Genomic DNA, 23983 nt, shown 5'->3' with positions numbered 1-23983 from the left:
CGAACAAGATGAGCAGCAATACCTTCGCGCTGGAGATCCGCAAGGACGGCATCGGCATCCTGACCATGGATGTGCCCGGCGAGAGCATGAATACCCTCAAGGCCTCGTTTGCCGGTGAGATCCGCAACCTGCTGGCCGAGGTCAAGGCCAACAAGGATCTGATCGGCCTGGTGGTGATCTCCGGCAAGAAGGACTCCTTCGTCGCCGGGGCCGACATCGCCATGCTGGCGGCCTGCACCAGTGCCACCGATGCCCAGACCCTGGCCCGGGAAGGGCAGCAGGTGTTTGCCGAGATCGAGGCCCTGAGCATTCCGGTGATCGCCGCCATTCACGGCCCCTGCCTCGGTGGCGGGCTGGAGCTGGCCCTGGCCTGCCACGGCCGGGTCATCACGGATCACGGCAAGACGGTGCTGGGCCTGCCGGAAGTGCAGCTCGGCCTGCTGCCGGGCTCCGGCGGCACCCAGCGCCTGCCGCGCCTCATCGGGGTGGCCAAGGCCCTCGACCTCATCCTGACCGGCAAGCAGGTGCGCGCCAAACAGGCGAAGAAGCTCGGCCTGGCGGACGACGTCGTGCCTCACTCCATCCTGCTGGAGGCGGCCATCCAGCTTGCCAAGAAGGGCAAGCCACGCCATGCGCTGAAACGGGATCTGCAGGGCAAGTTGCTGGAAACCAATGCCCTGGGTCGCAAGGTGCTGTTCGATCAGGCCCGCAAGGGGGTGATGAGCAAAACCCGCAGCAACTACCCGGCGCCGGAGCGGATCCTCGAAGTGGTGCGCATCGGCGTGGAGGAGGGGATGCAGGCCGGTCTGGCCGCCGAGGCCCGCCACTTTGGCGAGCTGGTGATGACGCCGGAATCCGCTTCCCTGCGCTCCCTGTTCTTCGCCACCACAGAGATGAAGAAGGAGGTGGCCTATCAGGGCGCCACCCCGCGCAAGATAACCCATGCCGCCGTGCTCGGCGGTGGCCTGATGGGGGGCGGCATCGCCTTTGTCACCGCCACCAAGGCCGGGATACCGGTACGGATCAAGGACGTAGCGAGCGCCGGTATCGGCAACGCCCTGCGTTACAGCTATGATCTTCTGTCCAAAAAGCTCAAGCGTCGTCAGATATTGCGAAGCGAATTGGAAAGGCAGATGAACATGCTGTCAGGCACCCTGGATTACTCGGGTTTCCACCGGGTCGACCTGGTGATCGAGGCGGTATTTGAGGATCTCGCCTTGAAGCATCAGATGGTGCAGGACGTGGAGCGGGAATGCGGCGAGCATACCGTGTTTGCCTCCAACACCTCCTCCCTGCCCATCCACCAGATCGCGGCCAATGCCGCCCATCCTGAGCGCGTCGTGGGTCTGCACTACTTCAGCCCGGTGGACAAGATGCCGCTGGCCGAAATCATCCCCCACGCCGGCACCAGTGCCGAGACGGTGGCCACCACGCTGGCCTTCGCCCGCGCTCAGGGCAAGACCCCGATCGTGGTCAAAGACGAGGCGGGCTTCTACGTGAACCGGATCCTGGCTCCTTACATGAACGAGGCGGCGCGCCTGGTGCTGGAAGGGGAGCCGGTGGAGGTGCTGGACGGCGCCCTGCTCGACTTTGGTTTCCCGGTCGGCCCCATCCAGCTGCTGGATGAGGTGGGCATCGACGTGGGGGCCAAGATCTCCCCCATCCTGGAAAAAGAGCTCGGCGGCGAGCAGTTCCAGGCGCCGGCGGCCTTTGACAAGCTGCTGCAAAACGATCGCAAGGGGCGCAAGAACGGCAAGGGCTTCTACCTCTATGGCAAGGCCGCGCCGCGCAACAAGCTCACCGGCAAGGAAGGCAAGAAGACGGTGGATGACGGCGTCTATGCGGTGCTCGGCGTCTCTGTCTCTCCCAAGTTGGCCCGTCAGGAGATAGCGGAGCGCTGCGTGCTGATGATGCTCAACGAAGCGGCCATGGCGCTGGACGCTGGTGTGGTGGCCTCGGCCCGTGACGGCGACATCGGCGCCATCTTCGGTATCGGCTTCCCGCCGTTCCTCGGCGGCCCCTTCCGCTACATGGACAGCCTCGGCATCGCCCATCTGGTCGGTCGTCTCGAACATTACCAGAAGCGGCACGGGGAGCGTTTCGCCCCCTGCGCACGGCTCAAGGCGATGGCGGCGGAGCAGCAGACCTTCTATTGATAGGAAGGTGCCGTATCTGTCATGACCAGGAGGCGGCCCCAGGGCCGCCTCTTCCATTTGGTGCGATCCGGCCGGACTCGGCTATGGTTCAGCGAGGGGAGGCGAGGGGTTATTGCGGATAAAATGGGGCTAAATTATTGATCTAGCGCAAACTAGCCCCCCATTTATTACTTTGGTGGCATAGGCGTTGGGGGCCGCTTGAGTTCAAATAGCGCCATAGGAGCGGGAACATACCCGCAACCAAGAGGGACACCCATTTCACTGGATGAAGGACACATTATGAGTCTGCTTGAACAAACCATCTGGAACATATTGGGATACGGGGCCATGCCCTTTATCTTCCTGAGCGGATTTGTGGCCGTGGCAGTGACTTGCTGCGTGCTGCTCAACCTCTTCGGGGTCAAGTCCGCCGAGAAGTGATCCAGTCCCGTTCATACCGCCAAATGCCAGCCTCAGGGCTGGTATTTGTTTTTCCCTCTTTTAAGCACTTATCTTCACCATCCCGGGCAAATCTTCGGTCTGGCGGTCGAACCCCACGCCAATATTGAGTACACTGGCGCGCAGCTTTTTGGCGCGTTTTCCACTTCAAGGTATTCAAGGTTTCTATGGCTCTCAAGGCAACCGTATTCAAGGCGCAAATCAGTCTGTCCGACATGGATCGCCATCTGTATCAGGATTTCTCCCTCACCCTGGCCCGTCACCCCTCCGAGACCGACGAGCGCATGATGATCCGGCTGGCGGCCTTCGCCTGGCACGCCGCCGAGCGGCTGGAGTTCACCAAGGGGTTGTCGGCGGACGACGAGCCCGAGCTCTGGCTGAAGAACTATTCCGACGAGATCGAGCTCTGGGTGGAGCTCGGCCAACCCGATGAGAAGCGGCTCAAGAAGGCCTGCAACCGCTCCCGCCAGGTGGTGCTCTACCTCTATGGCGGCCGCGGCACCAGCGTCTGGTGGAAGCAGAACCAGGGCAAGCTCAGCCAGCACGACAACCTGAGCATCATAGAGCTCTCCGACAGTCAGACCCTGCCGCTCACCGCCATGGTGGAGCGCACCATGGCGCTCACCTGCACCATCTCGGATGGCCAGCTCTGGGTGAGCAACGGCCAACTGGAAGTGACCCTGGACCCCATACTGTTGATGGGCAAGCCTGCCCGGGAGCTGTAAGCCGCCCCATGTTCGCGACCCTGCTCGACATCGTCATTCCGGTGTTTGCCGTGGTGGCTCTCGGAGCCCTCTACGGCCGGTTGCGCGGGGGAGCCGAGCTTGGCTATATCAATCGCGCCAACATAGAGCTCTTCTCCCCGGCGCTGGTGTTCTCGGCGCTGATCAAGTACCCGTTGGCGCTCGGGGATCACATGCCCCTCATCGCCGCCGGCGCCCTGGTGATCCTGCTGCCCGGCCTCCTGCTCTCCCTGCTCAGACTCAAGGAGATGGAGCGGGCGGCGCTGATTTTGCCCGCCATGTTTCGCAACACCGGCAACCTCGGCATCCCCTTGATGGTGCTGGCCTTCGGGGAGCAGCAGCTCGGCGCCATCGTCATACTGTTCGTGCTCTCCAACCTGCTCCACTTCTCGGTGGGGATCTTCCTGCTCTCGGCCAACGCCTCCCGCTGGCTCTGGCTGCGCAGCCCCATGCTGTGGGCGGCGCTGGCGGGTCTGTTGGTAGCGAACCTGCAGATCCCGCTGCCGGCTTATGTGGTGTACCCGACCACAGAGAATGAAAAAACCGGGAGCAGCCGAAAGCAAGTGGGATCTCGTGGGACAAATTCACGCCTGACAAGGCTTGGAGGGCGATCGGTAGGGGATAGGTGCGCAAGGCGCCAAAATGAAAAATGGCTCAGGATATTCGCCATCGATACGCAGAAAATGAAAAACAGGCTTGTCGCCTGTTTTTTCGTTTTAATCACCTGCAGAGGTTTAATGAAGGGTTTAAACCTCAGATAGAGTGCGCTTAGTTAGAAAAAGTCATGTCCCAACCAAACTACCTTGCCGATGATGCTCAGCGCGCTTAGTTCATCGGGTAGTACGGCAAGCGTCTCATACCCTGTCTTGTTATCACTGATGATGTTCACACCGCCATCAACTCGTTTCTGCAGCCGTTTGGCATAGAGCTCATCGCCAAGGCGTAGCACGAACAGACCGCCATCCTGGATCTGGTTACGGCTCATATCAACCAGGATGGAGTCGCCAGAGTGAATGGTTGGCTCCATGCTGTCGCCTTTGGCGAACACTACTGCCAGGTTATCCGGGTTGAGCTGACGGAACTTTAGCCACTTACGGCGAAAAGCCAGTTTGCGTTTAACTTCATGTTCATCGTTGAACGCGCCATGGCCCGCACTGACGGCAATGTGGTAACCATCGATCAGTGCGTATTCCTCATCGAACTCTGCCTTATCCAACCCATCCGGGTTGAGGCGTTCATCCTGCACATCTTCCTTTGCACCACGTCCTGTGGCCAGCCAGTCAATTCTGACCCCAGCAGTATCCGCAATCTTGATCAGCTGGCTCATGTTTGGCTCAGAACGGCCATTCAGATACTGGCGCAAAGTGGTGTCTGCCATCCCAGCTCTCAACGCAAATGAGCGCGCGCTTTCCGTCCCAATAATCGATTCAAGCCTGTTCTTGAATTCACTTTCCATAAAGTCCCTCAAGAAGGAAAGCGCGCTTTCTTTTGTTATGAGCACTTTCCATTGTTTAACTCATTGATATAAAAGCCTTAAAACGAAAAGGCTCAAATGAGTGAATTTACGAAAAGAAAAGAGTGAATCTTTCCATTGCAAGAGTTTTTGAGTTGATCAATACTCTCAATTGTTCGCGCAATGCGCGAAAGATTTCTCAAATTGTATCACGGTGATCCCATGAGCATAAGTACAGCCAATCACATCTACGGAGAGCTTAGAAAGCGTGGTTACTCCGTCAGGAACTGGGCCATTGAACGTGGTTTCAAACCCCGCACCGTACAGGAGTGTATTCACACTTATGCCCCTTGCAAGCACCGTCAGCCCGCCGATGGCACTGTTTCATCAAGGATCATGGCTGGACTGAGTGAAACCCTTGGCGTTGCTCTGTATGGAGAAGGCAAATGAAAGAGTGGTTCACATCCATGGATCTTGTCAGCTTGCCGGGAATGCCCAGCACGGTACAGGGGGTCAGGTATCGTGCAAAGTCTGAGCAGTTCAATTCGCGCAAATGCGCAGATGGCAAGGGGGCGGAGTATCACATCAGCTCCCTGCCAGTGGAAACCCGTCGGTATCTGGCAGAACAAGCCGTAGCAGAGCAAGGTCAGGCCGTGACCGATCATGCAGCCGGCGGCAAGGCGATGGCCAAATTGCTGGCGTCAGAGGTACAGCTCAAGCCGGATGCCGGTCGCAAGCTGCTGACACTGGGAGAAGGATCGCGCAAGAAAGTTGATGCCAGGTTGCTGATCCTGCAGGCCGCCGATATATATCTGGCTCCGTATCAGGCCTGCCAGCAAGGGGAGGTGGGTCGCCGCGCCTTCATCGAGGCATACCGTACCCGTGCACTTTCTCTACCCGCCAGCGTCTATGAAAGGCAAAAGCCGTTCAGCCTCATCACGCTGCGCCGCTGGCAGGGCGCGTTAGCCGATGAAGGCCCGGCAGCTCTGGCTGGCAACTACCAGCGGGAACGGCCATCGACTGTGGAACAGAGCCCCGAGCTTGTCCAGTTCCTCACCGCCCTGGTTACCGCCAAACCGCATCTGGCCAATAAATGGGGCGCTCTGCACGAGCTTGCCAACCAATACAGCGATTTGAACCAGCTAGGTTGGCACATCCCCAGTCAATCCTCCCTGCGTCGCTGGTTGGTCAAATAGCTGGCGGAGAACAAGGTGGCCTTCACCTATGCCACCAACCCGGATGCTTACAACAACAAATATCGCAGCGCGATCGAAGAGATGTACCCCTGGATGGCCCAGCCCAATGACGTCTGGGAGTTCGACAGCACCCCGGTCGACGCCATGCTGGTGGACGGTCGTCACAGCATCATTGCGGTGATCGATGTGTTTACCCGTCGGGTACGCCTGCTGGTGGCCAAGAGCTCATCAAGCGAGGGGATCTGCCTGCTGCTGCGCAAGACCCTGCTGGCCTGGGGCACCCTCAACGAGAACGGCGTGATGCGAACCGACAATGGCTCCGACTATGTGAGCCAACGGGTCATGTCCATTTGTACCCTGTTGGGGATGAACGTCAGCCGCTCCAACGCCTATTCGGGGTGGGAGAAGCCACACATTGAGCGCTTCTTCCGCACCCTGAGCCACGGCCTGATTGAACTGTTGCCCTCTTATATCGGGCACTGCGTGTCCGATCGCCAGGTGATCGAGGCGCGCAAGAGCTTTGCCGAACGTTTGGAGGAAAAGCGCAAGCCTGACACTGCGAAGGAGCTCTTCGAGCTGGCCATGACGGCGGCAGAGCTGCAGACCCTGCTCGATAACTGGCTGGATGCTCGTTACCACAACCGCAAGCACAGCTCCTTGGGTGTGACCCCCAACGAGAAGTACCAAAACGCCCGTTACCAGCGCAGGGCCATTAGCGATGATTCCGCGCTGGATCTGCTGCTCAACCATATCGGTGAGGCCACCGTCTCGAAGGGCTTTATCAAGGCAGGCGGTCTTAAGTACAGCGCGCCGGAGCTCTTGGAGCACAACTGGAAGAGTCAGCGGGTCAGCGTGTTCCTCGATCCTTGCGATGTGGGCCGAGCCATCTTGTACCGCACCGGTGACTGGAACGAGCGGATCGAGGCGGTAAACCTCGACTTGCTGGGCAATGGAGTGAGCCCGGATGCCTTCCGCGCCGCCAAGAAGGCCGATGCCAAGGCGCTGGGGAGTTTCCGCCGTGAGATGAGAAGCCTCGCCAAGACCTTCGGTATCGACCAGCTCCATCAGGACGTGGTTAACCACTTTGTCGATCAAGCCAAGGACACCCTGCTGTTCCGCCAACCTGACGAGAGCCTCGACAACAGCGCTCTGGCAGCCTTGAGCGGTGTGGTGTTGCAACCCGTTGAACGTAGTTTCAGCGCCGCCGAGCTGGCTGCGATAGAAGCCAGGCGTGAAGAGAAGGCGGCCCGTGCCCAAGCTACGGCCGGGCAGGAGTCCAGGGCGCTCAAGACCGAGTATGAGCAGGCTATTTATTTGGCCGAGAAAGAGTTGGATGCCCCACTTGGCGAGCGGGAGAAGGAGTGGCTGACCAAGTACCTCTATAGCCACAAGCTGATGGCGAAACGGATTTACCGCCATCTGGACGAGATCAGGGCCACTCGCAACACCCAGGCAAAAGGTTAACGAGCGGCCCTGTAAACCACGGACATAAGGACACAAAGACTATGAAACACAAGATCGTCGAAGTCAAAAACATGATCAAGACCGAGCAACTGCTCGACAACCTGCTCAATCGCTCCAGCATCGTGCCAGGCATCGGGCTTATCCATGGCCCCAGCGGTTTTGGTAAGACCACCGCCGTGGAGTGGCTGTTCAACCAGGACGAAGTAAACGGCATCTATGTGCGTTGCTACAAGGCCGACACCGTGACCAGTTTGCTGGAGCAGATTGCCAAGGAGATCGGTATTCCCCAGCGCCATAACTTGCGGGGGCAGGTCGATAGCATCGTGGAGGCGGTGCGGGCCGAAGAATTGGCCATCTTCGTGGATGAGGCAGATTACGTGGTTGGCAATGCCCGCATCATGGAGACCCTGCGTGACATCTATGACGCCACCGAGCAGCCCCTGATCCTGGTGGGGATGGAGGAGATCGCCCGCCGTATCAGCCAACGCAAGCAACTGTTCAACCGCATATCCCAATGGATCGAGTTCAAGCCTGCTGACCTGGAAGATGTGTCACTGATTGCCAGCGAGATGCTGGAGGTGGACGTGGAGATCGACGACGCCCTGTTGGATCTCATCCGCAAGCGCTCCAACGGGGTGGTGCGGACCATCGTTTCCGCGCTGGACAAGATCGAGAAGCTGGCCATGGCCTCAGACGCCCGGATTATCCGCCTGGAGGATGTCGACGCCAGCGAGTTGCTGCACGACGTGCGCCGCAGTCGCTAGGTGTTCGCAAGGTCGAAACAAGAACAAAGCACGGGAGGGATACCAGTGGTTGATCAAAACAATGAGCCAATGACGGCACGGGCTTGGCAATGGATGTGCGAGCAGGAGGCTTTCGTCATCAAGGATGTGGTTGCCGTGACCGGCATGTCAGAGCCCCACATTTACAAGGTTGTGAGAGATTGGCTCTCCTCAGGCTATCTGATTAAAAACCCAGCGGGTGTTGCGACGAAACCAGCTTGGTTCAAGGTGGCCACGTTGGGCAAGGCTCCGCCAATAGGGAAAAACAGTGGAGCGAAAAAGCCCAAATGTCGGAGCAAGCGCAAAACCAATCAGCAGAAGATGTGGAACACCATGAAGATCAGCAGCCGATTTACCCTGTCAGATTTGATGCTCACCGCCAACGTAGGTCAGCGTCAAGCTTGGCACTTCACTAACAACCTGGTCAAAGCGGGTTATGTAAAAGTCCTCTACAAGGTGGACAAATTTTTGCCGGTGCGAGCGAGAACAGGTTTAACAGGGCGGTTCCAACTGGTCAGGGATACCGGTCGCCATTCCCCTATCTGTCGGGCCAATGGTTGTTGGGATCAAAACCAGAAGCGGCTTTATCTGTTCCTGGTGGAGGGGGATGAGCATGGAAACGTGGCTTGAGGTATTGCAGGCCGAAGTGGAGGCCAGTTCGTTGGCCGTGGTAGCCGAGAAGCTCAGCCTGTCCCGAACCTTGATCAGTCAGGTCTGCAACGAGAAGTACCCAGGGGATCTGGCGCGGGTGCAGAAGTTGGTGGAAGGGAACCTGATGGGCCACAAGGTGGTGTGTCCCATCTTGGGGGAAATCCCGGTGCATCAGTGCCTGGCCCATCAGCGCAGAAAGGCGGATGAGGTCGGGACCAGGCCTATGGATATCAAGCTCTGGAAGGCCTGTCACAGCGGCTGCCCCCATAGCCAGCTCAGCGAGGACCAGCAACTGCGTCGGCCGATGAGGCTCCCGGTCGAACAACGTGGCAGAGGCGTGGATAAAAGCGCCCGTTATGACGCCGAGGCCACGCTCTCGCGATTGCGACGTCAGGCGAAAAGCGATGGTGAGAATGCCAGCAGCAGCTTGCGCATCCTGGCCGAACTGCTGGCGGAGGAGCTCAAGATCATGGGCATCAAGTACAACCGGCTGCTCGACAAGGTGGAGAAGCACGGCCAGTAAACCAGCGGGCTCGGGTTGTGCTGTGGGCCCAGTGACGAGATCACAAGGAGAACGGGATGAACAGAAATCTGCAAAACACCGCTGACCAGCTACGCCTCTGGCTGACGGCAAACGGATGCAAGGTGCGCACCGGTCAGGTGCGCCATACCCCACTGCTGATGGTAACCGGGCCCTTTCCCCCGGAGATGACAAGGAGGGCGGTGTGGGGGCGCGAATGCCTGGCCGGGGTAGTCAGCGAGGTGGCCATGGTGCGCTTTGGCGGCTGTGTCCTGCACTGGCGCCAGTAAGCGACCACCGGACAACAAAGGGATTAAGCAAGGAGAGCTTTATGCAAGAAGCACAGACCTGCAACACCACCCCGATGCGGCAGAACGCCCAGGGGCACTGGGTACCGGAGAACCTGATCGCTCCGGCGGACAAGCTGCGCGATGAGGTGGTGATGGCCATCATCGCGGCGGCCCGTGAGCAACGTTCACTGCTCGCCGCCTTTAAGATCGACGCCATGCAGCAGATCGCCGACTTTGTGGACCTCTCGGCCGAGCAATACGGGGTGGCCTGGGGCGGCACCAAGGGCAACGTCACTCTGCTCAGCTTCGATGGCCGTTACAAGCTCATTCGGGCGGTGGGGGAGCACCGCAAATTTGATGAACGGATCCAGGCTGCCAAGACGCTTATCGACCAGTGTATTGCGCGCTGGAGCGATGGCGCCGACGCCAAGCTGCGGGCCCTGGTGGACCATGCCTTTCGGGTTTCCAAGGCGGGACACATCGACGTCAACCAAGTGCTCTCCCTGCGTCAGCTGAACATAGAGGACGCCGACTGGGAGCAGGCCATGCAGGCGATCGCCGACGCCATCCAGGTGACCGGCACCAGCCAATACCTGCGGCTCTACGAGCGTGACGGACAGGGCCGTTACGTCCAGATGAGCCTGGATCTGGCGAAGTTGTAAGGGAGGAGTGAACGATGGAAATCAACGTAGAACAGGCCGAAGAGCAACTGCTGCTGTGCGAGCAGATCAGCGAGACAGAGGGCACTTGCTACCCCGACGACACCTATGAGGATGGGATCAAGGCCGCCCTGCTGTGGGCGCTGGGACTGGGCCCCATGCCGCTCAATGAGGAGGAGTATCAGGGGGTGATGCCGTTGAAATTTGAAGAATAAGCCAGTGCGAAACAGGGGGGCTCTGCCGCCCTGTCTGCCCGGCGTGGTGGTCGGGTACTGATGAGCAGCCGGAGGAAGGATGGAAAACGTGAAAGCCCTTTTGAACGCAAGCGTGGCCGATGCCAAGAGCTCCTTGGAATGTCAGCTGAGGAGCAACCCACAGCGGTCTCTGGATGATGCACAACTGGCCATCGACTTCATCAACCAATACGGCAAGGCCGCCAGCCAAAAATCCCGGCTGACCATGTTATCCGCCATCGTGAACAAGGCGCGCAAGCGCCTGGCCAAGTAAGCGAAACGGGGCTTGCCCCGTCTACCCAGCGTGGTGGCTGGGTACTGATGAGCAGCCGACCTGGGCCCAGGTCTTCACCGCCTCGATAAAGGAGCACGGCGATGACCAAAACAGAGATGGATATTCGGCTTACCAAGATTTTCAGCGCGGCCGCCATTGCACTGGCGACTTCTGACAAACGGGCTGTGTGCAGACAGCTCAAGCAGTTTGATAAAGAGGCTCGCCAGCAGGGCTTTCATGCCCTGGCAGGGGAGGCCAGCCAGATGCGCTGGCAATTGGTGGCGGAGTTGCAACAAGCCAGAGCGGCAGAGGCCCACCATGGCCGCGTCTAACTGGCAGGCCTTGCTGGCCTATGTGATGAAGTTCGGTCCATTGAACCTGCAGGGCGCTGAGCAGTGGCTCGATAGCCATTGTCCAGAGTGGCGCAGTGGGAACGATGTGGCCTCAGGCCAGATCTGGGTGGAAGCAATGGAGAGGGATCATGACAGCGAACAGTGAACGCACCCGCCTGATCCGGTTGGTGCAGGTGGGGCGTCGTTCCCTGGGGCTGGATGAGGAGACCTATCGGGAGCTGCTGGCCCAGCAGAGCGGCAAGCGTTCGGCCGCCGAGCTGACGCTCCAAGAGTTGGAGAAGGTGCTGGCGGCCATGAAGGGGGCAGGCTTTAAACCGACTGTTAAACGCCCCGTTAAAGAGACTACCAGCAAGCGTTTAAGCCCTGCCCGTAGGACCCAGATCAAGACGGCAGAGATAGGGGTGATACGGGCAGTCTGGATCACCATGTATCGCCACGGTCTGCTGCGTGATGGCAGCGAAACGGCGCTCAATCATTATGTGGAGCGTCAGACGGTGCGGCTGAACAAGGGGATCGGGGTGGCCGAGGTGGCCTGGCTCAGCGAAGAGTTGGCTTACCCGGTGCTGGAGTCCCTCAAGAACTGGCACAAGCGGGAGATGGTCGAGGCGCTGCAGGCAGCCAAGCGTCCCGTTCCCCTCAGTAGGAGTGGGGCGCGGGTAGCAGGCTATCAAGCCGTGCTGGCGGCCTTCGAGCAGATGCAAGCGGAGGTGCAACATGGATAGCAACCAAGAGAATCTGGACCTGTTCGCCGATGACCATGAGGCGCTCGGTCAGCTGGTGGACCGGCTGGATCAGATCCCGACCAGCGAATTGACCGCCAAGTGGCCCAAGGCGCTGGCCGAGCTGGTGGATGTGCTAGCCTGTGAACTGGGTCGCAGTGGTATGACAGCGGAGCAGGCCATGGCCCAGGCTCGCAAGTTGGCGCTGGTGCAGGCTCACTATATGGGCGGCCGGGCTTACTACATCCCGACCGGGGAGCACCTCAAGGCTGCGCTACGTGATCGGGCCATCTGGGATGAGTTTAACGGCCGCAATATCGATCAGCTGGCCCGTAAGCACTGTCTTTCTGTGCCGCAGACTTATGCGGTGGTGGCGGAGCAGCGGCGTCTTGTACGCCAGCGAATGAATTTAGATTTATTTAATGATGAGAATGAGTTGAAGGCGTGATAGAAGTAAAGTTGTTCAGATCCTACAGATGCTTTACTTGAATGATAGTGCTATATTTATGGCCATTTTGATATTTCGGTTTTCATTTGGAGCCTTTTGTAATGGTGAATCCAGTACGTAAAGAAGGAGATGAGCCTAAGATTGAACATGCTCGGAGTCCCTCCTATCAAGTTCATGTTTCTAGTGGTGCAGCTATGAACCAAGTGGATGGCAGGATTGAATTGTCATTCTTCGCTGACCGGGTTCGCTACATTCAAGAAGGGCTGATCTCTCATCCCGAAGACCCAAACTTGATGCGACCCAATGGTCAAATTGAAGCAACATTGCTTCGGGAACATGTGGTCGGCGTTAGTTTGTCGCCAGACGGTTTAGTTGGGCTCAGAAATTTACTCAATTCAATAGTTGTAGAAACTAATTCCCCCATATAGGTTCGGTCATTCATTGGAGCTTGGTGTGTATGTCTGCGATCAGAGCTGAAAGTAACCAACAACAGGTGTGGGAGCGCAGGTATGCCATGCTAGCTCATCATGAGCTGACTACCGCCTTGGAGGGGGAGGTTCGTGTGAGTCAGAATGACGGGTTAAAAATTCTGGCCTCATGCGCGGCTGTTGTTGCAGTAAGCTTGGCCGCAGTGCAACCATTGCAAGGAGTTAATGTCAGAATTGCTCCTATATCGGTGACTATCCCCAGCGAACAGCTAAGACCCCCACGCTCTAGTCAACGTGACAAAACTGATGTTGAGAGTTATTTTGATGTGACAAAGGTTGTGCAAAGTAGCTTGACTCTTTGTGATGCAACTTTGGAAGAGGTAAGGGAGGAAGCAACTATGTTGAGTACTACCGAACTTAACCGTCGTGAAAAGATCTTGAAGGTAACGATAAATGGTACTGCGGTTGCGTTGATAGCCGGTGTTTGTGCCATGTTGTTAGGTGGAATCAGTGCTTGGGAACTGACTCCAGGATTCTTTGCAGGTCTTGGTGTATTAGGCTCCTGTGGCATTCAGTTGAATAAAGTTGATGCACAGCGCAAGCATTGATTAGGGAATGTGGGTAAATGCCTGATTTTTCTAAATTATTTAGTTTCATACCAGATACAATTAAGGCGTTTTCTTCTTTTGTGCCGACGAATGATAACCATCGTTTTAATATCATTTGTGACATTTTGGGAGTCGTGGCTGGGATTTGTTACAGCTACATAGTTTTATCTGGACTTAGCGCAGCTAAGCTCGAAGGGTATCAACTAACACTCGAGTTTCTTAACCGCGTTGATATAGCTTGGATATTATTTATTGTGTTTGCAGTTATATGCTGGGCAACCACACTGTTTAAAAAATGAACCCAATGGGTTCATTTTTCTATAATTGGTATGAACACTAATCCACCATAAACCCCCTCCCATAAGGCCCCTCGGTACGCTGCGATAACGCAGTTAATCGAGGGGCCTTTTATGTTGCCTGATACCTTTCCTATCGCGCTTGCCTGGTTGCTTCGTCCCGATGTGGAAGGAGGTGAAGTCAACCATCCGGCTGACCGGGGAGGCCACACCAAGTACGGCATCGCTGATGCCGCCGACGGCAAGAAAGATGGCATGATCGATCTCGATCGTGATGGCCAGCCGGATATTGCCGTCGGTGATCTGACCCCCGCCCATGCCGGGCCCTTCTACCGAGCCAATTACTGGTTGCCCGCCCGCTGCGATCGGGTCGAGAGTGTCTGCCCGCTGATCGCCATCGCCCTGTTCGACGGAGCAGTACATCACGGCCCGAGCCGCTCGGTGCGTCAGCTGCAGCAGGCGCTCGGCATCATGGCCGACGGGGTGCTGGGCTCCCTGACCCTTCGGGTGTTGGCCGCCAAGACCGGCCGGGACGGTGGCCGTGCCCTGCTGCTTACCCTGCTGGAGGTCCGCGCCAGCTTTCTGCTCGGCATCGTGCGCAAAGACCCGGGCCAGTGGGTCAATGCCTGGGGCTGGATCAACCGCCTGCTGCGTCTGCAGAGCTACCTGCTCTCCCAGTTTGAAGAGGTGGCGCCATGAGCAGCGCCAGCCTCACCAACAAGCGCCAACGGGCACAGCAGCGGATCCAGGTGGCCGGTTACTTCGGCATCCCCGAGCTCAAGAACCCCCGCTATCTGGTCTGCTTCAAGGATGGGCGCCATGCCCATCTCAAGGCCTGGCAGGCCGACCCACTGACCAGCACGGACCCACAGGCGATCCCGCTTTACAGCCATCACGCTACCCGCCAATCCCTGTTTGTCAAAGGCTGGCAGTCGGTGACTGAGTTGGATCGCCTGCGGGCCCGTGCCCGTCGTTCCCAACCCCAAGAGAAGGAAACCCATCATGCCTGATTCCCTGTTACCTCAAGCAAAGCCGGCACTCAGGAGCCGGGCCGTGATCGGCGGCGTCATCGCCGTGGGGGCCGGTATTGCCGGCCTGTTCGGCATCGACGTGGATGCTCAGACCCAGAGCTCGATCGCCACGACCGCTGTTGATGTGGCCAGTGCGGTGGGTGGCCTGTTGGCCATCTGGGGTCGCCTCAAGGCGACCCACGTCATCAAATAACCGGTTCGCAAGGAGACGCCCTTGAGCGACCCCATAGACCGCGCCCAGCAGCTCGACGCCGAGCGAACCGGGCGCCTTATTGCGGCCCATCGGGCGCGAGCAAAACCCATCGGTGATGGCATCTGCTGCGATTGCGATGAGCCCATCCCGGCGGCTCGGCTCAAGGCCGAGCCGGACGCACCGCGCTGTATCGAGTGCCAGACCCTATTCGAGCGCAAGGAGGCTGTCCGTGTGGGAATTCATCGTTAAGAACTGGGGGCCGCTGTATGCCCTGGCCAGTCTGGTGGGGCTGGTGGTCATCATCCTGCTCTCCAAGACCTATGCCAAGCGGGAGGATCTCACCGCCCTGGTGCAGCGGGTACAGCGGGTGGAGCAGGTATTGGCCGACCTGCCGAGCGAGAAGGAGCTGCATAAGCTGCAGTTGGAGATAAGCGAGCTGCGTGGGGAGCTGCGGGAGGTCAAGCCGGAGCTGCGCCAGGCGCGCCGGCTTGCCGACATGCTGCTGGAGAACGAGCTGGCATCGGTACAGAAGGAGAAGGCATGAGCATTCAAGCAATATTGGACGCCCAGCAACGCCTGGTGATCTTGCGCTCTCTGCTCGATATCGGCGGTGCCGCCAACGAGTCGATTTTGAACGATTGCCTCGATCAGCTCGGTACCGGCAGGGTGACCCGGGATCGGGTCAAGACCCTGCTGGCCTGGCTGGAAGAGCAGGGGCTGGTGCGCATCGAGCGCCTCGCCCAGGTGCAGGTGGCCCACCTCACCGGCCGGGGTCAGGACGCGGCAGAGGGGCGCGCCTCGGTGCCTGGCGTCAAGAAGCCTAGGGCGGAGGATTGACCATGGCAGAGAAGCCGACCCGGGGCCGCGCCAGCAAGGTATGGCTGCTGCCCGAGGCCATCCGCAACGCCCTCAACGAGCTGCTGCGCGACAAAGCCAACAGCCAAGCCGCCATCCTGGACGAGATCAACGGCCTTATCGAGGAGGCGGGGCTGCCTGCCGATCTCAAGCTGTCCCGCTCTGGGCTCAGCCGGCACGCCAGCCAGGTGGAGCAGGTGGGTCAGCACCTGCGGGATTTGCGGGAGACCACGGCGGCGCTCACCTCCCAGCTCGGTGACAAGCCGATGGGGGAGACCACCAAGCTCATCCTGGAGCTCGGCCGCTCCCAGCTGTTCAAGGCGATGCTGGCCCAGGTGCAGAACCCGGAGGAGGCAGTGGATATCGACATGCTGAAAAACGCCATGCTGGCGGCACAGCGCCTCGAATCCACCGCGATGCAGAGCCACAAGCGGGAGAAGGAGATCCGCCAGGCCTTTGCCGAGGAGGTGGCCGCCAAGACCGAGGCCATCGTCACCCAAGCCGGGCTAAGTGGTGAAGCCGCTGCGGTCATTCGCCGTGAAATCCTGGGGATCGCTTGATGACCACGATCGCCCAGCAGTTAGCCCAGGCACTCGGCACTGAATACAGTCCCGACGAGGTGCTGCTGCCGTATCAGAAGATTTGGATTGCCGACGAGAGCCCGCTCAAGATCGCCGAGAAGAGCCGCCGTACCGGTATCACCTGGGCGGAGGCGGCTGACGCAACCCTGACGGCCTCCAAGGCCAAGAATGCCGGCGGTGGCCACCACTTCTACGTGGGCAGCAACAAGGAGATGGCGCGCGAATTTATCGACGCCGTGGCCATGTGGGCCAAGGCGTTCAACAAGGCGGCCGGCGAGATCCAGGAGGAGGTGTTCACAGACGACGAGGACAAGGCGATCCTCACCTTCGTGGTCTATTTCGCCTCGGGCTTCAAGGTGCAGGCGCTCTCCAGCAACCCCTCCAACCTGCGGGGGATGCAGGGCAATGTCACCATCGACGAAGCCGCCTTCCATGACCGGTTGGCCGAGGTGCTCAAAGCCGCGCTGGCGCTGACCATGTGGGGCGCCAAGGTGCGGCTCATCAGCACCCACAACGGCGTCGATAACCTGTTCAACCAGCTGATCGGCGACAGCCGCGCCGGCAAGAAACGCTATTCCATCCACACCATCACCCTGGACGACGCCTGTCGGCAGGGGCTCTATCGCCGCATCTGCCAGGTCAAGGGCACACCCTGGACACAAGAAACGGAGGATGCCTGGAAGGCGGGGCTGCTCAAGGACACAGCTACCGAAGAGGACGCGCTGGAGGAATATTTCTGCGTGCCCAAGCAGAGCAGCGGCGTCTATATCAAGCGCACCCTGATAGAGCGGGCCATGCAGCCGGATATCCCTATCCTGCGCTTCACGGCGCCCAAAGACTTCGAGCTGCAAAGCGAGGAGACCCGCAAGGCGGTGGTGGATCTCTGGTGCGAGGAGCACCTCAAGCCCTGCCTGGAGGCACTCGATCGCACCTGCCGCCACGTGCTTGGCGAGGACTTCGCCCGCAAGGGGGATCTCTCGGTGTTCGTCCCGCTCTCCATCGCAGCCAACCTGCGCAAACGGGTGCCCTTCGTAGTGGAGCTGGTCAACGCCCCCTATGAGACCCAGCGCCAGATCCTGTTTTACCTGCTGCAGGGGCTGCACCGCTTCACGGCGGCGGCCTTCGATGCCACCGGCAACGGCGGCTATCTGGCGGAGGCCGCCCGGCTGCGTTGGGGCGCCAGCATGATCGAGTGCGTGATGCTGAGCGACCCCTGGTATCGAGAGTGGATGCCCAAGCTCAAGGCCGAGCTGGAGGATGACAACCTGGTGATCCCGCGCCATGCGGACGTGCAGGACGATCTCGGCAAGATCCAGGTCATCAACGGCATCCCCAAGATCGACAAGGGCAAGAACACCGGTCAGGGCGGCCAGCAGCGTCATGGCGACTTTGCGGTGGCGCTGGCCATGGCGGTGCGGGCCAGCTGGATGGAGGGGGGCGCCATCGAGTTCACTCCCTTGCCAGGCAAGCGGGACGAAGGGCGGCACGACGACTACCACCAATTTGAACGAGGGGGCTGGTAATGGCTGAACTGATTGATATTCATGGCAACTCGCTGCGCCTGCAGAAGGAGCCTCAGACGGAGAACGACGCCAAGCTGGCCCAGCTGCGCCGCCACTACAGTGAGCACCCGACGGTGGGGCTCACCCCAGGCAAGGCGGCCGCCGCGCTCAAAGAGGCGGAGGAGGGGAGCCTCATCGCCCAGTGCGAACTGGCCGAGGACATGGAGGAGAAAGACGCTCATCTGCAGAGCGAGCTCGGCAAGCGCAGGCGCGCCCTGCTCGGGGTGAGCTGGACCATAGAGCCGCCGCGCAACGCCAGCGCGGCCGAGAAGCGCGACAGCGACATGATCCGCGAGCTGCTGGAGGACTTCACCTGGCTGGACGATGCCATTTTTGACGCCACCGATGCGGTGCTCAAGGGGTTCAGTGCCCAGGAGTTCAGCGGTTGGGAACTGGTGGAGGGGCTGCAGCTCCCCAAGGGCATCATCTGGCGCGATCCCGCCTGGTTCCAGACCCACCCGGATGACTGGAACCAGCTGCGACTGCGAGACGGCAGCAAGGAGGGGGCAGGCCTCAATCCGTTCGGCTGGTTGGTTCACAAAGCCAAATCCAAATCGGGGTATCTCGCCCGCACCGGTCTTATCCGCACCCTGATCTGGCCCTTCCTGTTCAAGAACTACAGCGTGCGGGATCTCGCCGAGTTTCTGGAGATCTACGGTCTGCCGGTGCGCCTCGGCAAATACCCGGAAGGAGCCACCGAGAAGGAGAAGGCGACTCTGCTGCAGGCGGTGCTCTCCATCGGCCACAACGCCGGCGGCATCATCCCCCGGGGGATGGAGATCGAGTTTGAGAACGCCGCCAGCGGCCAGGCCGACCCCTTCGTGGTGATGATGGACTGGTGCGAGCGCTCCATCAGCAAGGCCGTCCTGGGAGGCACCCTGACCTCCCAGGCTGACGGCAAGAGCTCGACCAATGCGCTCGGCAATGTCCATAACGAGGTGCGTCAGGAGGTGAGGGACGCAGACCTGCGGCAACTCGCCGCGACCCTGACCCGGGATCTGGTCTATCCGCTGTTTGCCCTCAATGGCAAGAGCTTCCAGGGGCCGCGCCGCGCTCCCCGGCTGGAGTTCGATGTGACCGAGCCGGAGGACATGCGCGACTTGGCCTATCCGCTGCGCGCCCTGGTGGGGATGGGGATGCAGATCCCGGCCCAGTGGGTGCGGGACAAGCTGCAGATCCCGGTCCCCAAGGATGGTGAGGAGGTGCTGGTCATTGTCGATAAGCAAGCTGCACCAGGGGAAGCCGCACTCAAGGCGCAAGGATTGGCAGCACTGGCGGCAAATGCCCCCGCCCCGGGCGATAACAATGACGCCCAGCTGGCCCGGTTGCAGGCCGAAGTCGCCCCCTTGTTGGCGGGCATGACCGACGCCGTCCAGGCGCTGGTGATGCAGGCCACTACCCTGGAGGAGATCCGGGATGGCTTGCTGGCACTGGAGCCCGACCTCAGTCATGACGAACTGGGTACCTTGCTGGCCCAGGCCATCGCCGCCAGCGAACTGCTCGGGATGCTGGAGATGGAGGAGGGCAACTGATGCCCGTTCGTTATGGCTCGCTCCCCTTTGCCGAGGCGATCGCCTTCTTTCGCCAGAAGCTCGATATGCCGAGCGAGCGTTGGGCCGATGTGTGGCGGGAGGCCCATAACTGCGCCTTTATGGTGGCGGGGGCGACCAAGACGGACTTGCTGGCCGATCTGCGCGGGGCGGTGGACAAGGCGATCAGCGAAGGGCAGTCGCTCGGGTCCTTTCAGAAGGCGTTCAAGGACATCGTAGCCCGCCACGGCTGGGCGCATACCGGTCCGGCGTCGTGGCGCTCCCAGGTGATCTTCGAGACCAACCTGCGCCAGAGCTACAACGCTGGCCGCGAGGAGCAAATAGAGCGTATCAAGCACAAGCGCCCTTATGCCCTCTATCGCCACGGGAACTCTGAGCACCCCAGGGAACTGCACCTCAAGTGGAACAACCTGGTGCTGCCGGCGGACCACCCCTGGTGGGATACCCACAGCCCAAGCAACGGCTATGGCTGCAAGTGCAAAAAGTTCCTGCTCTCGGCAGCCGACCTTAAACGGCGCGGCCTGACGGTGGGCCAGGCCCCAGACGATGGCGACTATGAGTGGGTGGACAAGACGACCGGGGAGATACATCGGATCCCCCGTGGTATCGACCCGGGATTTGACTATCGCCCGCAGACCCCGGCCGCCCTGACCGAGGCCATGGCCAAGCGGGAGGCGGCCAAACCCACGCTGGCCGAGCGGCTGCCGGAACGGACAGTGGAGAGCGCTTATTCCAGCGCCAAGGGAGTGACGGCCCAGGGGCTCAGCGATCTGCTGGCCCAACTGCCGGCCTCCCAGCGAGAACCTTTGGCTGCCTTCCTCAAGGCACACCCGGTCAAGACGCTGTTTATCAAGCAGACCGAGATGGGGAAGGGGGCGGCCGGGCTCAAGGTGGCGCCGGCCATCGCAGAATATCTTGGTAAAGATGCTTACCTGGTACGTACCCTGTATCACTCACGCCGGGCCAATATGACCAATGGCTTCACCGCCAAGAGTTGGGATCACTTGGTTATCAAGGTCAAGGCGGGTGATACGTTCAAAACGGTGGATATGCAGGCGGTACGGGCAGCAGCGGCCGAGGTGGTGGCTGATGCCAGGCACAACAGCGGTCCGCGCCAATGGCAGCCAAGAGGGTCCAGTGGTGCTGCCTTGCGTCGTCACTGGAGTGTGTCGGCTAATGTGGGAGCCAAGCAAGGGGAGTCGGCCCAGCGATTATCAACTTGGCTTCACGAGTTGGGTCACCAGGTACACTTCTGGGCTGGGGAGCCGGATCTGACGGGAGTCGGTCTGCTGACGGAGTACGCAGGCAAGACCAGAATGGAGGCCGCCGCCGAGGCCTTTGCTGCCTGGGTGCTAGCAGGTGAAGAAATGGCACTACACTTTCCCGAATTGGCAAAACGAGTGAAAGACATGATAGAACGGGCCACCGCAGTGGCTACCAAAGGAGATAAGCCATGAGAGGGACCTTGCTGGAACAAGCCAGCCAGTTACTGGAGACTGAAGGTGCTTTTACCTTGGCGCAAGCCAAGGCCCTTGATGCCTTGTGTGAACAAGCGACGGAGCATGAGGCTGAGCTGCTGGCCGACTTGTGGGAAGCCGCCATGCTTGCTGCCGATGCGGAGGCCTTGCACTTTATGACCACCTTTGAGGATAAGCACTGATGGCGGGCAGCTTTATCGCCATCAGCCACCATGGGGTGGTCGATGCCCATCAGCTGCTCGACCAGCTCTATCAGCGCACCGGCGATCTCAGTGAGCCCCTGGCGGATATCGGGGAGGGGTTGGCGCTCTCCCACCGGGATCGCTGGGATGAACAGGAGAGCTCGGAAGGGGAGCCCTGGGCCCCGCTCTCGGATAACTACCGTGCCCGCAAGCCTCGCTATGCCGATGAGGTGCTGCGCCTGGATGACAATTTGCGGGACACCCTCAACTATCAGGCCGAGCCCCAGACCCTCTACTTCGGCACCCCGCTTGAATACGGCGCGGCCCACCAGTTTGGTCGCCCCGAGATCAGCCTGCCTGAGCGCCCCTATCTGGGGCTCTCGGACGCCGATCAGCAAAGCGTACTGGAAACCCTGGAAGGCTATCTGACGGCGGACGCGCCCTAAGCCTCTGAGAGCGTTTAAGGGGGGAGGGCCGGTGCGATGGCATGGCCCGTCCGTTTCCCGCACTGCAAAACTGCGTTTAAACACCGTTAAACAGTACCGTCCCCCTGTTGTTGCAGTAACCCACCATAAACCCGACGCCCCTTCTCGCTCCCTGACACTGGCCGCAGTGATGTTTTGCGCCCAGCGCCGGAGTGAGAGTGATGCCCCAATCTGCCATTGCCCAGGCCATCCTGACCGCCCGCCCCACCGCCCTGGGGTTGGCCGTGCTCGATGCTGCGCTGAATCCCGGCGCCGATGGTTGGCACCAACTGCTGCCGATGGGCCCCTTCAAGGCCAGGGATGGTCGCCCCTTCGATGTGCCCGGCGGCCATTGGCAGCTCGACAAGGCCATCGCCACCACCCTGCTTAACCGGGTGCGGGAGCAGGGGCAAGACATCCTCATCGACTACGACCATCAGACCCTCAAGACCGACCAGAACGGCCAGCCCGCCCCGGCGGCCGGCTGGTACAACGCCGACGAAATCGAGTGGCGCGAGGGGCAGGGCCTCTTTATTAAACCGCGCTGGACCGATCGCGCCGCCGCCCTGGTGGCGGCCGGTGAATACCGCTTCCTCTCTGCCGTCTTCCCCTATGACGCCCAGGGCCGTCCTCTGGAGCTGCGCATGACCGCCATCACCAACGATCCCGGGGTGGTGGGTATGCAGGCGCTGGCGGCCTTGAGTGCCCACCCTGTTCAACCCGGCCAGCCGGCCACCCCCGCCCATGTGGCACACAAGGAGACTCCCATGAATGAACTGCTGAAAAAGCTGCTGGCCAAGCTCGGCATCGAGCTGACCGGCGACCCCACCGACGAGCAACTGCAGAAGGCGCTCACCGAGCTCGACAGCCTGCAGGCCAGTGCCAAGAAAGCGCCGGAGCTGGAGGCTGCGCTCTCGGCCGAAAAGGCCTCGTTGGCCGCCCTCAAGGCGCAGCCAGGTGGCCAGGTTGACCTGGCGCAATACGTGCCGGTGGCGACCTATAACGCCCTGGTCACCCAGGTGGCGGCACTGACCGCCCAGGTGGACACCACCGACGCCGCGACTCTCATCAAGGAGGCGCGCACCCAGGGCAAGGTGGTGGCCGCCGAAGAGGAGTACCTGACCGCCTATGCCTCCCAGAAGGGGGTGGCCGCCCTCAAGGCGCTGCTGGATCCGCGTCCGGCCATTGCTGCGCTCGCCGCCAGCCAGACCGCCGCCGTTACCTTGCCTGAGAAGAAGGGCGATGCGGTGCTCTCGGCCGAGGACAAGTACGCCGCCGACCAGCTCGGTATCAGCCACGAGGCATTTGCCAAGGCAAAAGCCTAGGCAAGCGCCTCTCGTTTCACGCGCAGTCCAGTTAAACCAGAGAAGGAATAGACCATGGCCATTGTTACCCCCGCGCTGCTGCAGGCCCTCTTCACCGGCTTCAAGAAGAACTTTGAAGACGCCAAGAGTGAGGCGCCGACCCAGTACACCAAGATCGCCACCGTGATCAAATCGACCACCAAGTCCAACACTTATGGCTGGCTCGGCAAGTTCCCGACCCTGCGCAAGTGGATCGGGGACCGGGTGATCGAGTCGATGAAGGCGCACAGTTACCAGATCGTCAACGAAGACTTCGAGGCCACCGTGGGGGTGGATCGCAACGATATCGAAGACGACGAGCTGGGTATCTACGCCCCGCTGTTCGCCGAGATGGGACGCTCGGCCGGGGTGCATCCCGACGAGCTCTGCTTCGGTCTGCTCGGCGCCGGTTTCACCAGCCCCTGCTATGACGGCCAGTATTTCTTCGACACCGACCATCCGGTCTACCCCAAGGCCGATGGCACTGGTACCGCCGTGGTGGCCGCCAACCTGGTGGTGGATGGCGCCTATGCGGGCGAGCCCTGGTTCCTGCTCGATACCAGCCGCGCCCTCAAGCCCATCATCTTCCAGGATCGCAAGTCGCCGCAGCTCATCGCCATGACCAAAGCCGATGACGAGGCGGTGTTCACCTCTAAGCAGTTCCGCTACGGGGTGGATTGCCGTGATGCTGCCGGCTTCGGCTTCTGGCAACTGGCGTTCGCCAACAAGCGGGCTCTGACCCCCGACAACCTGTGGGACGCGATCACCAGGATGCGCGAGTTCAAGGCGGACGGCGGCCGCCAGCTTGGCATTAAGCCGACCCTGTTGGTGGTGCCTCCGTCGCTCGAAAAGCTGGCGACCCAGATGCTGGAGCGTGAGCTCTCCGAGAGCTCCAGCAACGAGCTCAAGGGCAAGCTGGAACTGGTGGTGGCGGATTACCTGTAACGCCGAGCGGTAACCCCGTGGGCTCGGTGCTACGACGGGGTTAAACAGTCCCAGTCCGGGCGTTTAACCCCCGTTTAAACCGGCCCCT

The 23983-nt window shown here is 60.2% G+C and carries 34 protein-coding genes, 2 other RNA genes and 1 pseudogene; 36 read left to right on the top strand and 1 reads right to left on the bottom strand.

Translation table 11 applies throughout. From position 1 onward, the window contains the following. Positions 1–8: 8 nt before the first annotated feature. From fadJ to ACRCYW_RS16680, 4 genes and pseudogenes are all read left to right on the top strand, one after another. Complete coding sequence (gene fadJ / locus ACRCYW_RS16695; RefSeq protein ID WP_438551156.1) at positions 9–2156, top strand: fatty acid oxidation complex subunit alpha FadJ; 2148 nt, start codon at positions 9–11, stop codon at positions 2154–2156. Positions 2157–2435: 279 nt separating this feature from the next. Next, complete coding sequence (locus ACRCYW_RS16690; RefSeq protein ID WP_083443334.1) at positions 2436–2576, top strand: TIGR02808 family protein; 141 nt, start codon at positions 2436–2438, stop codon at positions 2574–2576. Between the two features lie 185 nt (positions 2577–2761). Then, positions 2762–3319, top strand: coding sequence for a YaeQ family protein (locus ACRCYW_RS16685; protein ID WP_438551155.1), 558 nt, complete (start codon positions 2762–2764; stop codon positions 3317–3319). Positions 3320–3327: 8 nt separating this feature from the next. Then, a pseudogene (locus ACRCYW_RS16680) lies at positions 3328–3855 on the top strand (AEC family transporter); the annotation flags it as partial. Positions 3856–4109: 254 nt separating this feature from the next. Here the strand turns inward: ACRCYW_RS16680 and ACRCYW_RS16675 are convergent. Beyond that, positions 4110–4793 (bottom strand): S24 family peptidase, encoded by a 684-nt coding sequence (locus tag ACRCYW_RS16675; RefSeq protein ID WP_438551154.1) that lies wholly within the window; start codon positions 4791–4793, stop codon positions 4110–4112. 443 nt (positions 4794–5236) lie between these two features. Here ACRCYW_RS16675 and ACRCYW_RS16670 point away from each other — a divergent pair, with 443 nt between their 5' ends. From ACRCYW_RS16670 to ACRCYW_RS16515, 32 genes are all read left to right on the top strand, one after another. After that, the gene (locus ACRCYW_RS16670; RefSeq protein ID WP_438551153.1) at positions 5237–5986 is read left to right on the top strand and encodes a DNA-binding protein; all 750 of its coding nucleotides are present in this window, start codon (positions 5237–5239) and stop codon (positions 5984–5986) included. Between the two features lie 15 nt (positions 5987–6001). After that, on the top strand, positions 6002–7450 hold the full coding sequence (locus ACRCYW_RS16665; RefSeq protein WP_438551152.1) for a DDE-type integrase/transposase/recombinase: 1449 nt from the start codon (positions 6002–6004) through the stop codon (positions 7448–7450). 41 nt (positions 7451–7491) lie between these two features. Then, positions 7492–8214 (top strand): ATP-binding protein, encoded by a 723-nt coding sequence (locus ACRCYW_RS16660; RefSeq protein WP_332502134.1) that lies wholly within the window; start codon positions 7492–7494, stop codon positions 8212–8214. 45 nt (positions 8215–8259) lie between these two features. Next, positions 8260–8862, top strand: a complete 603-nt coding sequence (locus ACRCYW_RS16655; RefSeq protein WP_438551151.1) for a hypothetical protein — start codon at positions 8260–8262, stop codon at positions 8860–8862. Continuing rightward, complete coding sequence (locus ACRCYW_RS16650) at positions 8846–9406, top strand: transcriptional regulator (RefSeq protein ID WP_438551150.1); 561 nt, start codon at positions 8846–8848, stop codon at positions 9404–9406. The genes ACRCYW_RS16655 and ACRCYW_RS16650 overlap by 17 nt, the downstream gene beginning before the upstream one ends. Before the next feature lie 56 nt (positions 9407–9462). Further along, entirely contained in the window at positions 9463–9693 is a 231-nt protein-coding gene (locus ACRCYW_RS16645; RefSeq protein WP_438551149.1) for a hypothetical protein, read from the top strand. 41 nt (positions 9694–9734) lie between these two features. Next, on the top strand, positions 9735–10355 hold the full coding sequence (locus ACRCYW_RS16640) for a DUF3164 family protein (protein ID WP_438551148.1): 621 nt from the start codon (positions 9735–9737) through the stop codon (positions 10353–10355). 14 nt (positions 10356–10369) lie between these two features. Then, complete coding sequence (locus tag ACRCYW_RS16635; protein WP_438551147.1) at positions 10370–10567, top strand: hypothetical protein; 198 nt, start codon at positions 10370–10372, stop codon at positions 10565–10567. Positions 10568–10571: 4 nt separating this feature from the next. After that, positions 10572–10641: hammerhead ribozyme type II (locus tag ACRCYW_RS16630), an RNA gene on the top strand. Between the two features lie 5 nt (positions 10642–10646). After that, positions 10647–10859, top strand: a complete 213-nt coding sequence (locus ACRCYW_RS16625) for a hypothetical protein (protein WP_438551146.1) — start codon at positions 10647–10649, stop codon at positions 10857–10859. Then, positions 10858–10920: hammerhead ribozyme type II (locus ACRCYW_RS16620), an RNA gene on the top strand. Before ACRCYW_RS16625 ends, ACRCYW_RS16620 begins: the two co-directional genes overlap by 2 nt. A 40-nt stretch (positions 10921–10960) precedes the next feature. Beyond that, positions 10961–11191, top strand: coding sequence for a hypothetical protein (locus ACRCYW_RS16615; RefSeq protein WP_438551145.1), 231 nt, complete (start codon positions 10961–10963; stop codon positions 11189–11191). Further along, a complete protein-coding gene (locus ACRCYW_RS16610) occupies positions 11178–11357 on the top strand; it encodes a hypothetical protein (protein WP_438551319.1) in 180 nt (59 codons plus the stop codon). The genes ACRCYW_RS16615 and ACRCYW_RS16610 overlap by 14 nt, the downstream gene beginning before the upstream one ends. After that, positions 11341–11934, top strand: a complete 594-nt coding sequence (locus ACRCYW_RS16605; RefSeq protein WP_438551144.1) for a gp16 family protein — start codon at positions 11341–11343, stop codon at positions 11932–11934. The genes ACRCYW_RS16610 and ACRCYW_RS16605 overlap by 17 nt, the downstream gene beginning before the upstream one ends. Beyond that, the gene (locus ACRCYW_RS16600) at positions 11927–12379 is read left to right on the top strand and encodes a Mor transcription activator family protein (RefSeq protein ID WP_438551143.1); all 453 of its coding nucleotides are present in this window, start codon (positions 11927–11929) and stop codon (positions 12377–12379) included. Before ACRCYW_RS16605 ends, ACRCYW_RS16600 begins: the two co-directional genes overlap by 8 nt. 101 nt (positions 12380–12480) lie before the next feature. Next, positions 12481–12807 (top strand): hypothetical protein, encoded by a 327-nt coding sequence (locus ACRCYW_RS16595; protein ID WP_438551142.1) that lies wholly within the window; start codon positions 12481–12483, stop codon positions 12805–12807. Positions 12808–12836: 29 nt separating this feature from the next. Continuing rightward, positions 12837–13415, top strand: coding sequence for a hypothetical protein (locus ACRCYW_RS16590; RefSeq protein WP_438551141.1), 579 nt, complete (start codon positions 12837–12839; stop codon positions 13413–13415). A 17-nt stretch (positions 13416–13432) separates the two neighbouring features. Beyond that, the gene (locus ACRCYW_RS16585) at positions 13433–13714 is read left to right on the top strand and encodes a hypothetical protein (RefSeq protein ID WP_438551140.1); all 282 of its coding nucleotides are present in this window, start codon (positions 13433–13435) and stop codon (positions 13712–13714) included. Between the two features lie 111 nt (positions 13715–13825). Next, positions 13826–14410, top strand: coding sequence for a glycoside hydrolase family 108 protein (locus ACRCYW_RS16580; RefSeq protein WP_438551139.1), 585 nt, complete (start codon positions 13826–13828; stop codon positions 14408–14410). Continuing rightward, positions 14407–14721 carry a hypothetical protein gene (locus ACRCYW_RS16575; RefSeq protein ID WP_438551138.1) on the top strand — a complete coding sequence of 105 codons (315 nt, stop codon included), beginning with the start codon at positions 14407–14409 and terminating at the stop codon, positions 14719–14721. Before ACRCYW_RS16580 ends, ACRCYW_RS16575 begins: the two co-directional genes overlap by 4 nt. Then, the gene (locus ACRCYW_RS16570) at positions 14714–14935 is read left to right on the top strand and encodes a hypothetical protein (protein ID WP_438551137.1); all 222 of its coding nucleotides are present in this window, start codon (positions 14714–14716) and stop codon (positions 14933–14935) included. Before ACRCYW_RS16575 ends, ACRCYW_RS16570 begins: the two co-directional genes overlap by 8 nt. 21 nt (positions 14936–14956) lie before the next feature. Then, entirely contained in the window at positions 14957–15184 is a 228-nt protein-coding gene (locus tag ACRCYW_RS16565; RefSeq protein WP_349917739.1) for a TraR/DksA family transcriptional regulator, read from the top strand. Then, on the top strand, positions 15165–15479 hold the full coding sequence (locus tag ACRCYW_RS16560) for a DUF2730 family protein (RefSeq protein WP_171283028.1): 315 nt from the start codon (positions 15165–15167) through the stop codon (positions 15477–15479). The genes ACRCYW_RS16565 and ACRCYW_RS16560 overlap by 20 nt, the downstream gene beginning before the upstream one ends. Next, positions 15476–15772, top strand: coding sequence for a VpaChn25_0724 family phage protein (locus ACRCYW_RS16555; RefSeq protein WP_168234780.1), 297 nt, complete (start codon positions 15476–15478; stop codon positions 15770–15772). Before ACRCYW_RS16560 ends, ACRCYW_RS16555 begins: the two co-directional genes overlap by 4 nt. Before the next feature lie 2 nt (positions 15773–15774). Then, positions 15775–16350 (top strand): DUF3486 family protein, encoded by a 576-nt coding sequence (locus ACRCYW_RS16550; protein WP_438551136.1) that lies wholly within the window; start codon positions 15775–15777, stop codon positions 16348–16350. Further along, positions 16350–17894 carry a hypothetical protein gene (locus ACRCYW_RS16545; protein WP_438551135.1) on the top strand — a complete coding sequence of 515 codons (1545 nt, stop codon included), beginning with the start codon at positions 16350–16352 and terminating at the stop codon, positions 17892–17894. Before ACRCYW_RS16550 ends, ACRCYW_RS16545 begins: the two co-directional genes overlap by 1 nt. Next, positions 17894–19465 (top strand): DUF935 domain-containing protein, encoded by a 1572-nt coding sequence (locus ACRCYW_RS16540; protein WP_438551134.1) that lies wholly within the window; start codon positions 17894–17896, stop codon positions 19463–19465. Before ACRCYW_RS16545 ends, ACRCYW_RS16540 begins: the two co-directional genes overlap by 1 nt. After that, complete coding sequence (locus ACRCYW_RS16535) at positions 19465–20940, top strand: phage head morphogenesis protein (protein ID WP_438551133.1); 1476 nt, start codon at positions 19465–19467, stop codon at positions 20938–20940. The genes ACRCYW_RS16540 and ACRCYW_RS16535 overlap by 1 nt, the downstream gene beginning before the upstream one ends. After that, the gene (locus ACRCYW_RS16530) at positions 20937–21143 is read left to right on the top strand and encodes a hypothetical protein (RefSeq protein WP_349917728.1); all 207 of its coding nucleotides are present in this window, start codon (positions 20937–20939) and stop codon (positions 21141–21143) included. Before ACRCYW_RS16535 ends, ACRCYW_RS16530 begins: the two co-directional genes overlap by 4 nt. Further along, the gene (locus ACRCYW_RS16525; protein WP_438551132.1) at positions 21143–21589 is read left to right on the top strand and encodes a phage virion morphogenesis protein; all 447 of its coding nucleotides are present in this window, start codon (positions 21143–21145) and stop codon (positions 21587–21589) included. The genes ACRCYW_RS16530 and ACRCYW_RS16525 overlap by 1 nt, the downstream gene beginning before the upstream one ends. Before the next feature lie 200 nt (positions 21590–21789). Further along, a complete protein-coding gene (locus ACRCYW_RS16520) occupies positions 21790–22932 on the top strand; it encodes a phage protease (RefSeq protein WP_438551131.1) in 1143 nt (380 codons plus the stop codon). A 54-nt stretch (positions 22933–22986) separates the two neighbouring features. Further along, positions 22987–23895: a Mu-like prophage major head subunit gpT family protein gene (locus ACRCYW_RS16515; RefSeq protein WP_438551130.1), complete on the top strand. Its 909-nt coding sequence runs from the start codon at positions 22987–22989 to the stop codon at positions 23893–23895. Positions 23896–23983: the final 88 nt, after the last annotated feature.

Source organism: Aeromonas sp. (assembly GCF_051657805.1).
In the GTDB taxonomy this organism is placed as follows: domain Bacteria; phylum Pseudomonadota; class Gammaproteobacteria; order Enterobacterales; family Aeromonadaceae; genus Aeromonas.
The sequence above is the reverse complement of the archived record's forward strand: the minus strand, read 5'-3'. Positions and strand labels throughout refer to the sequence as shown.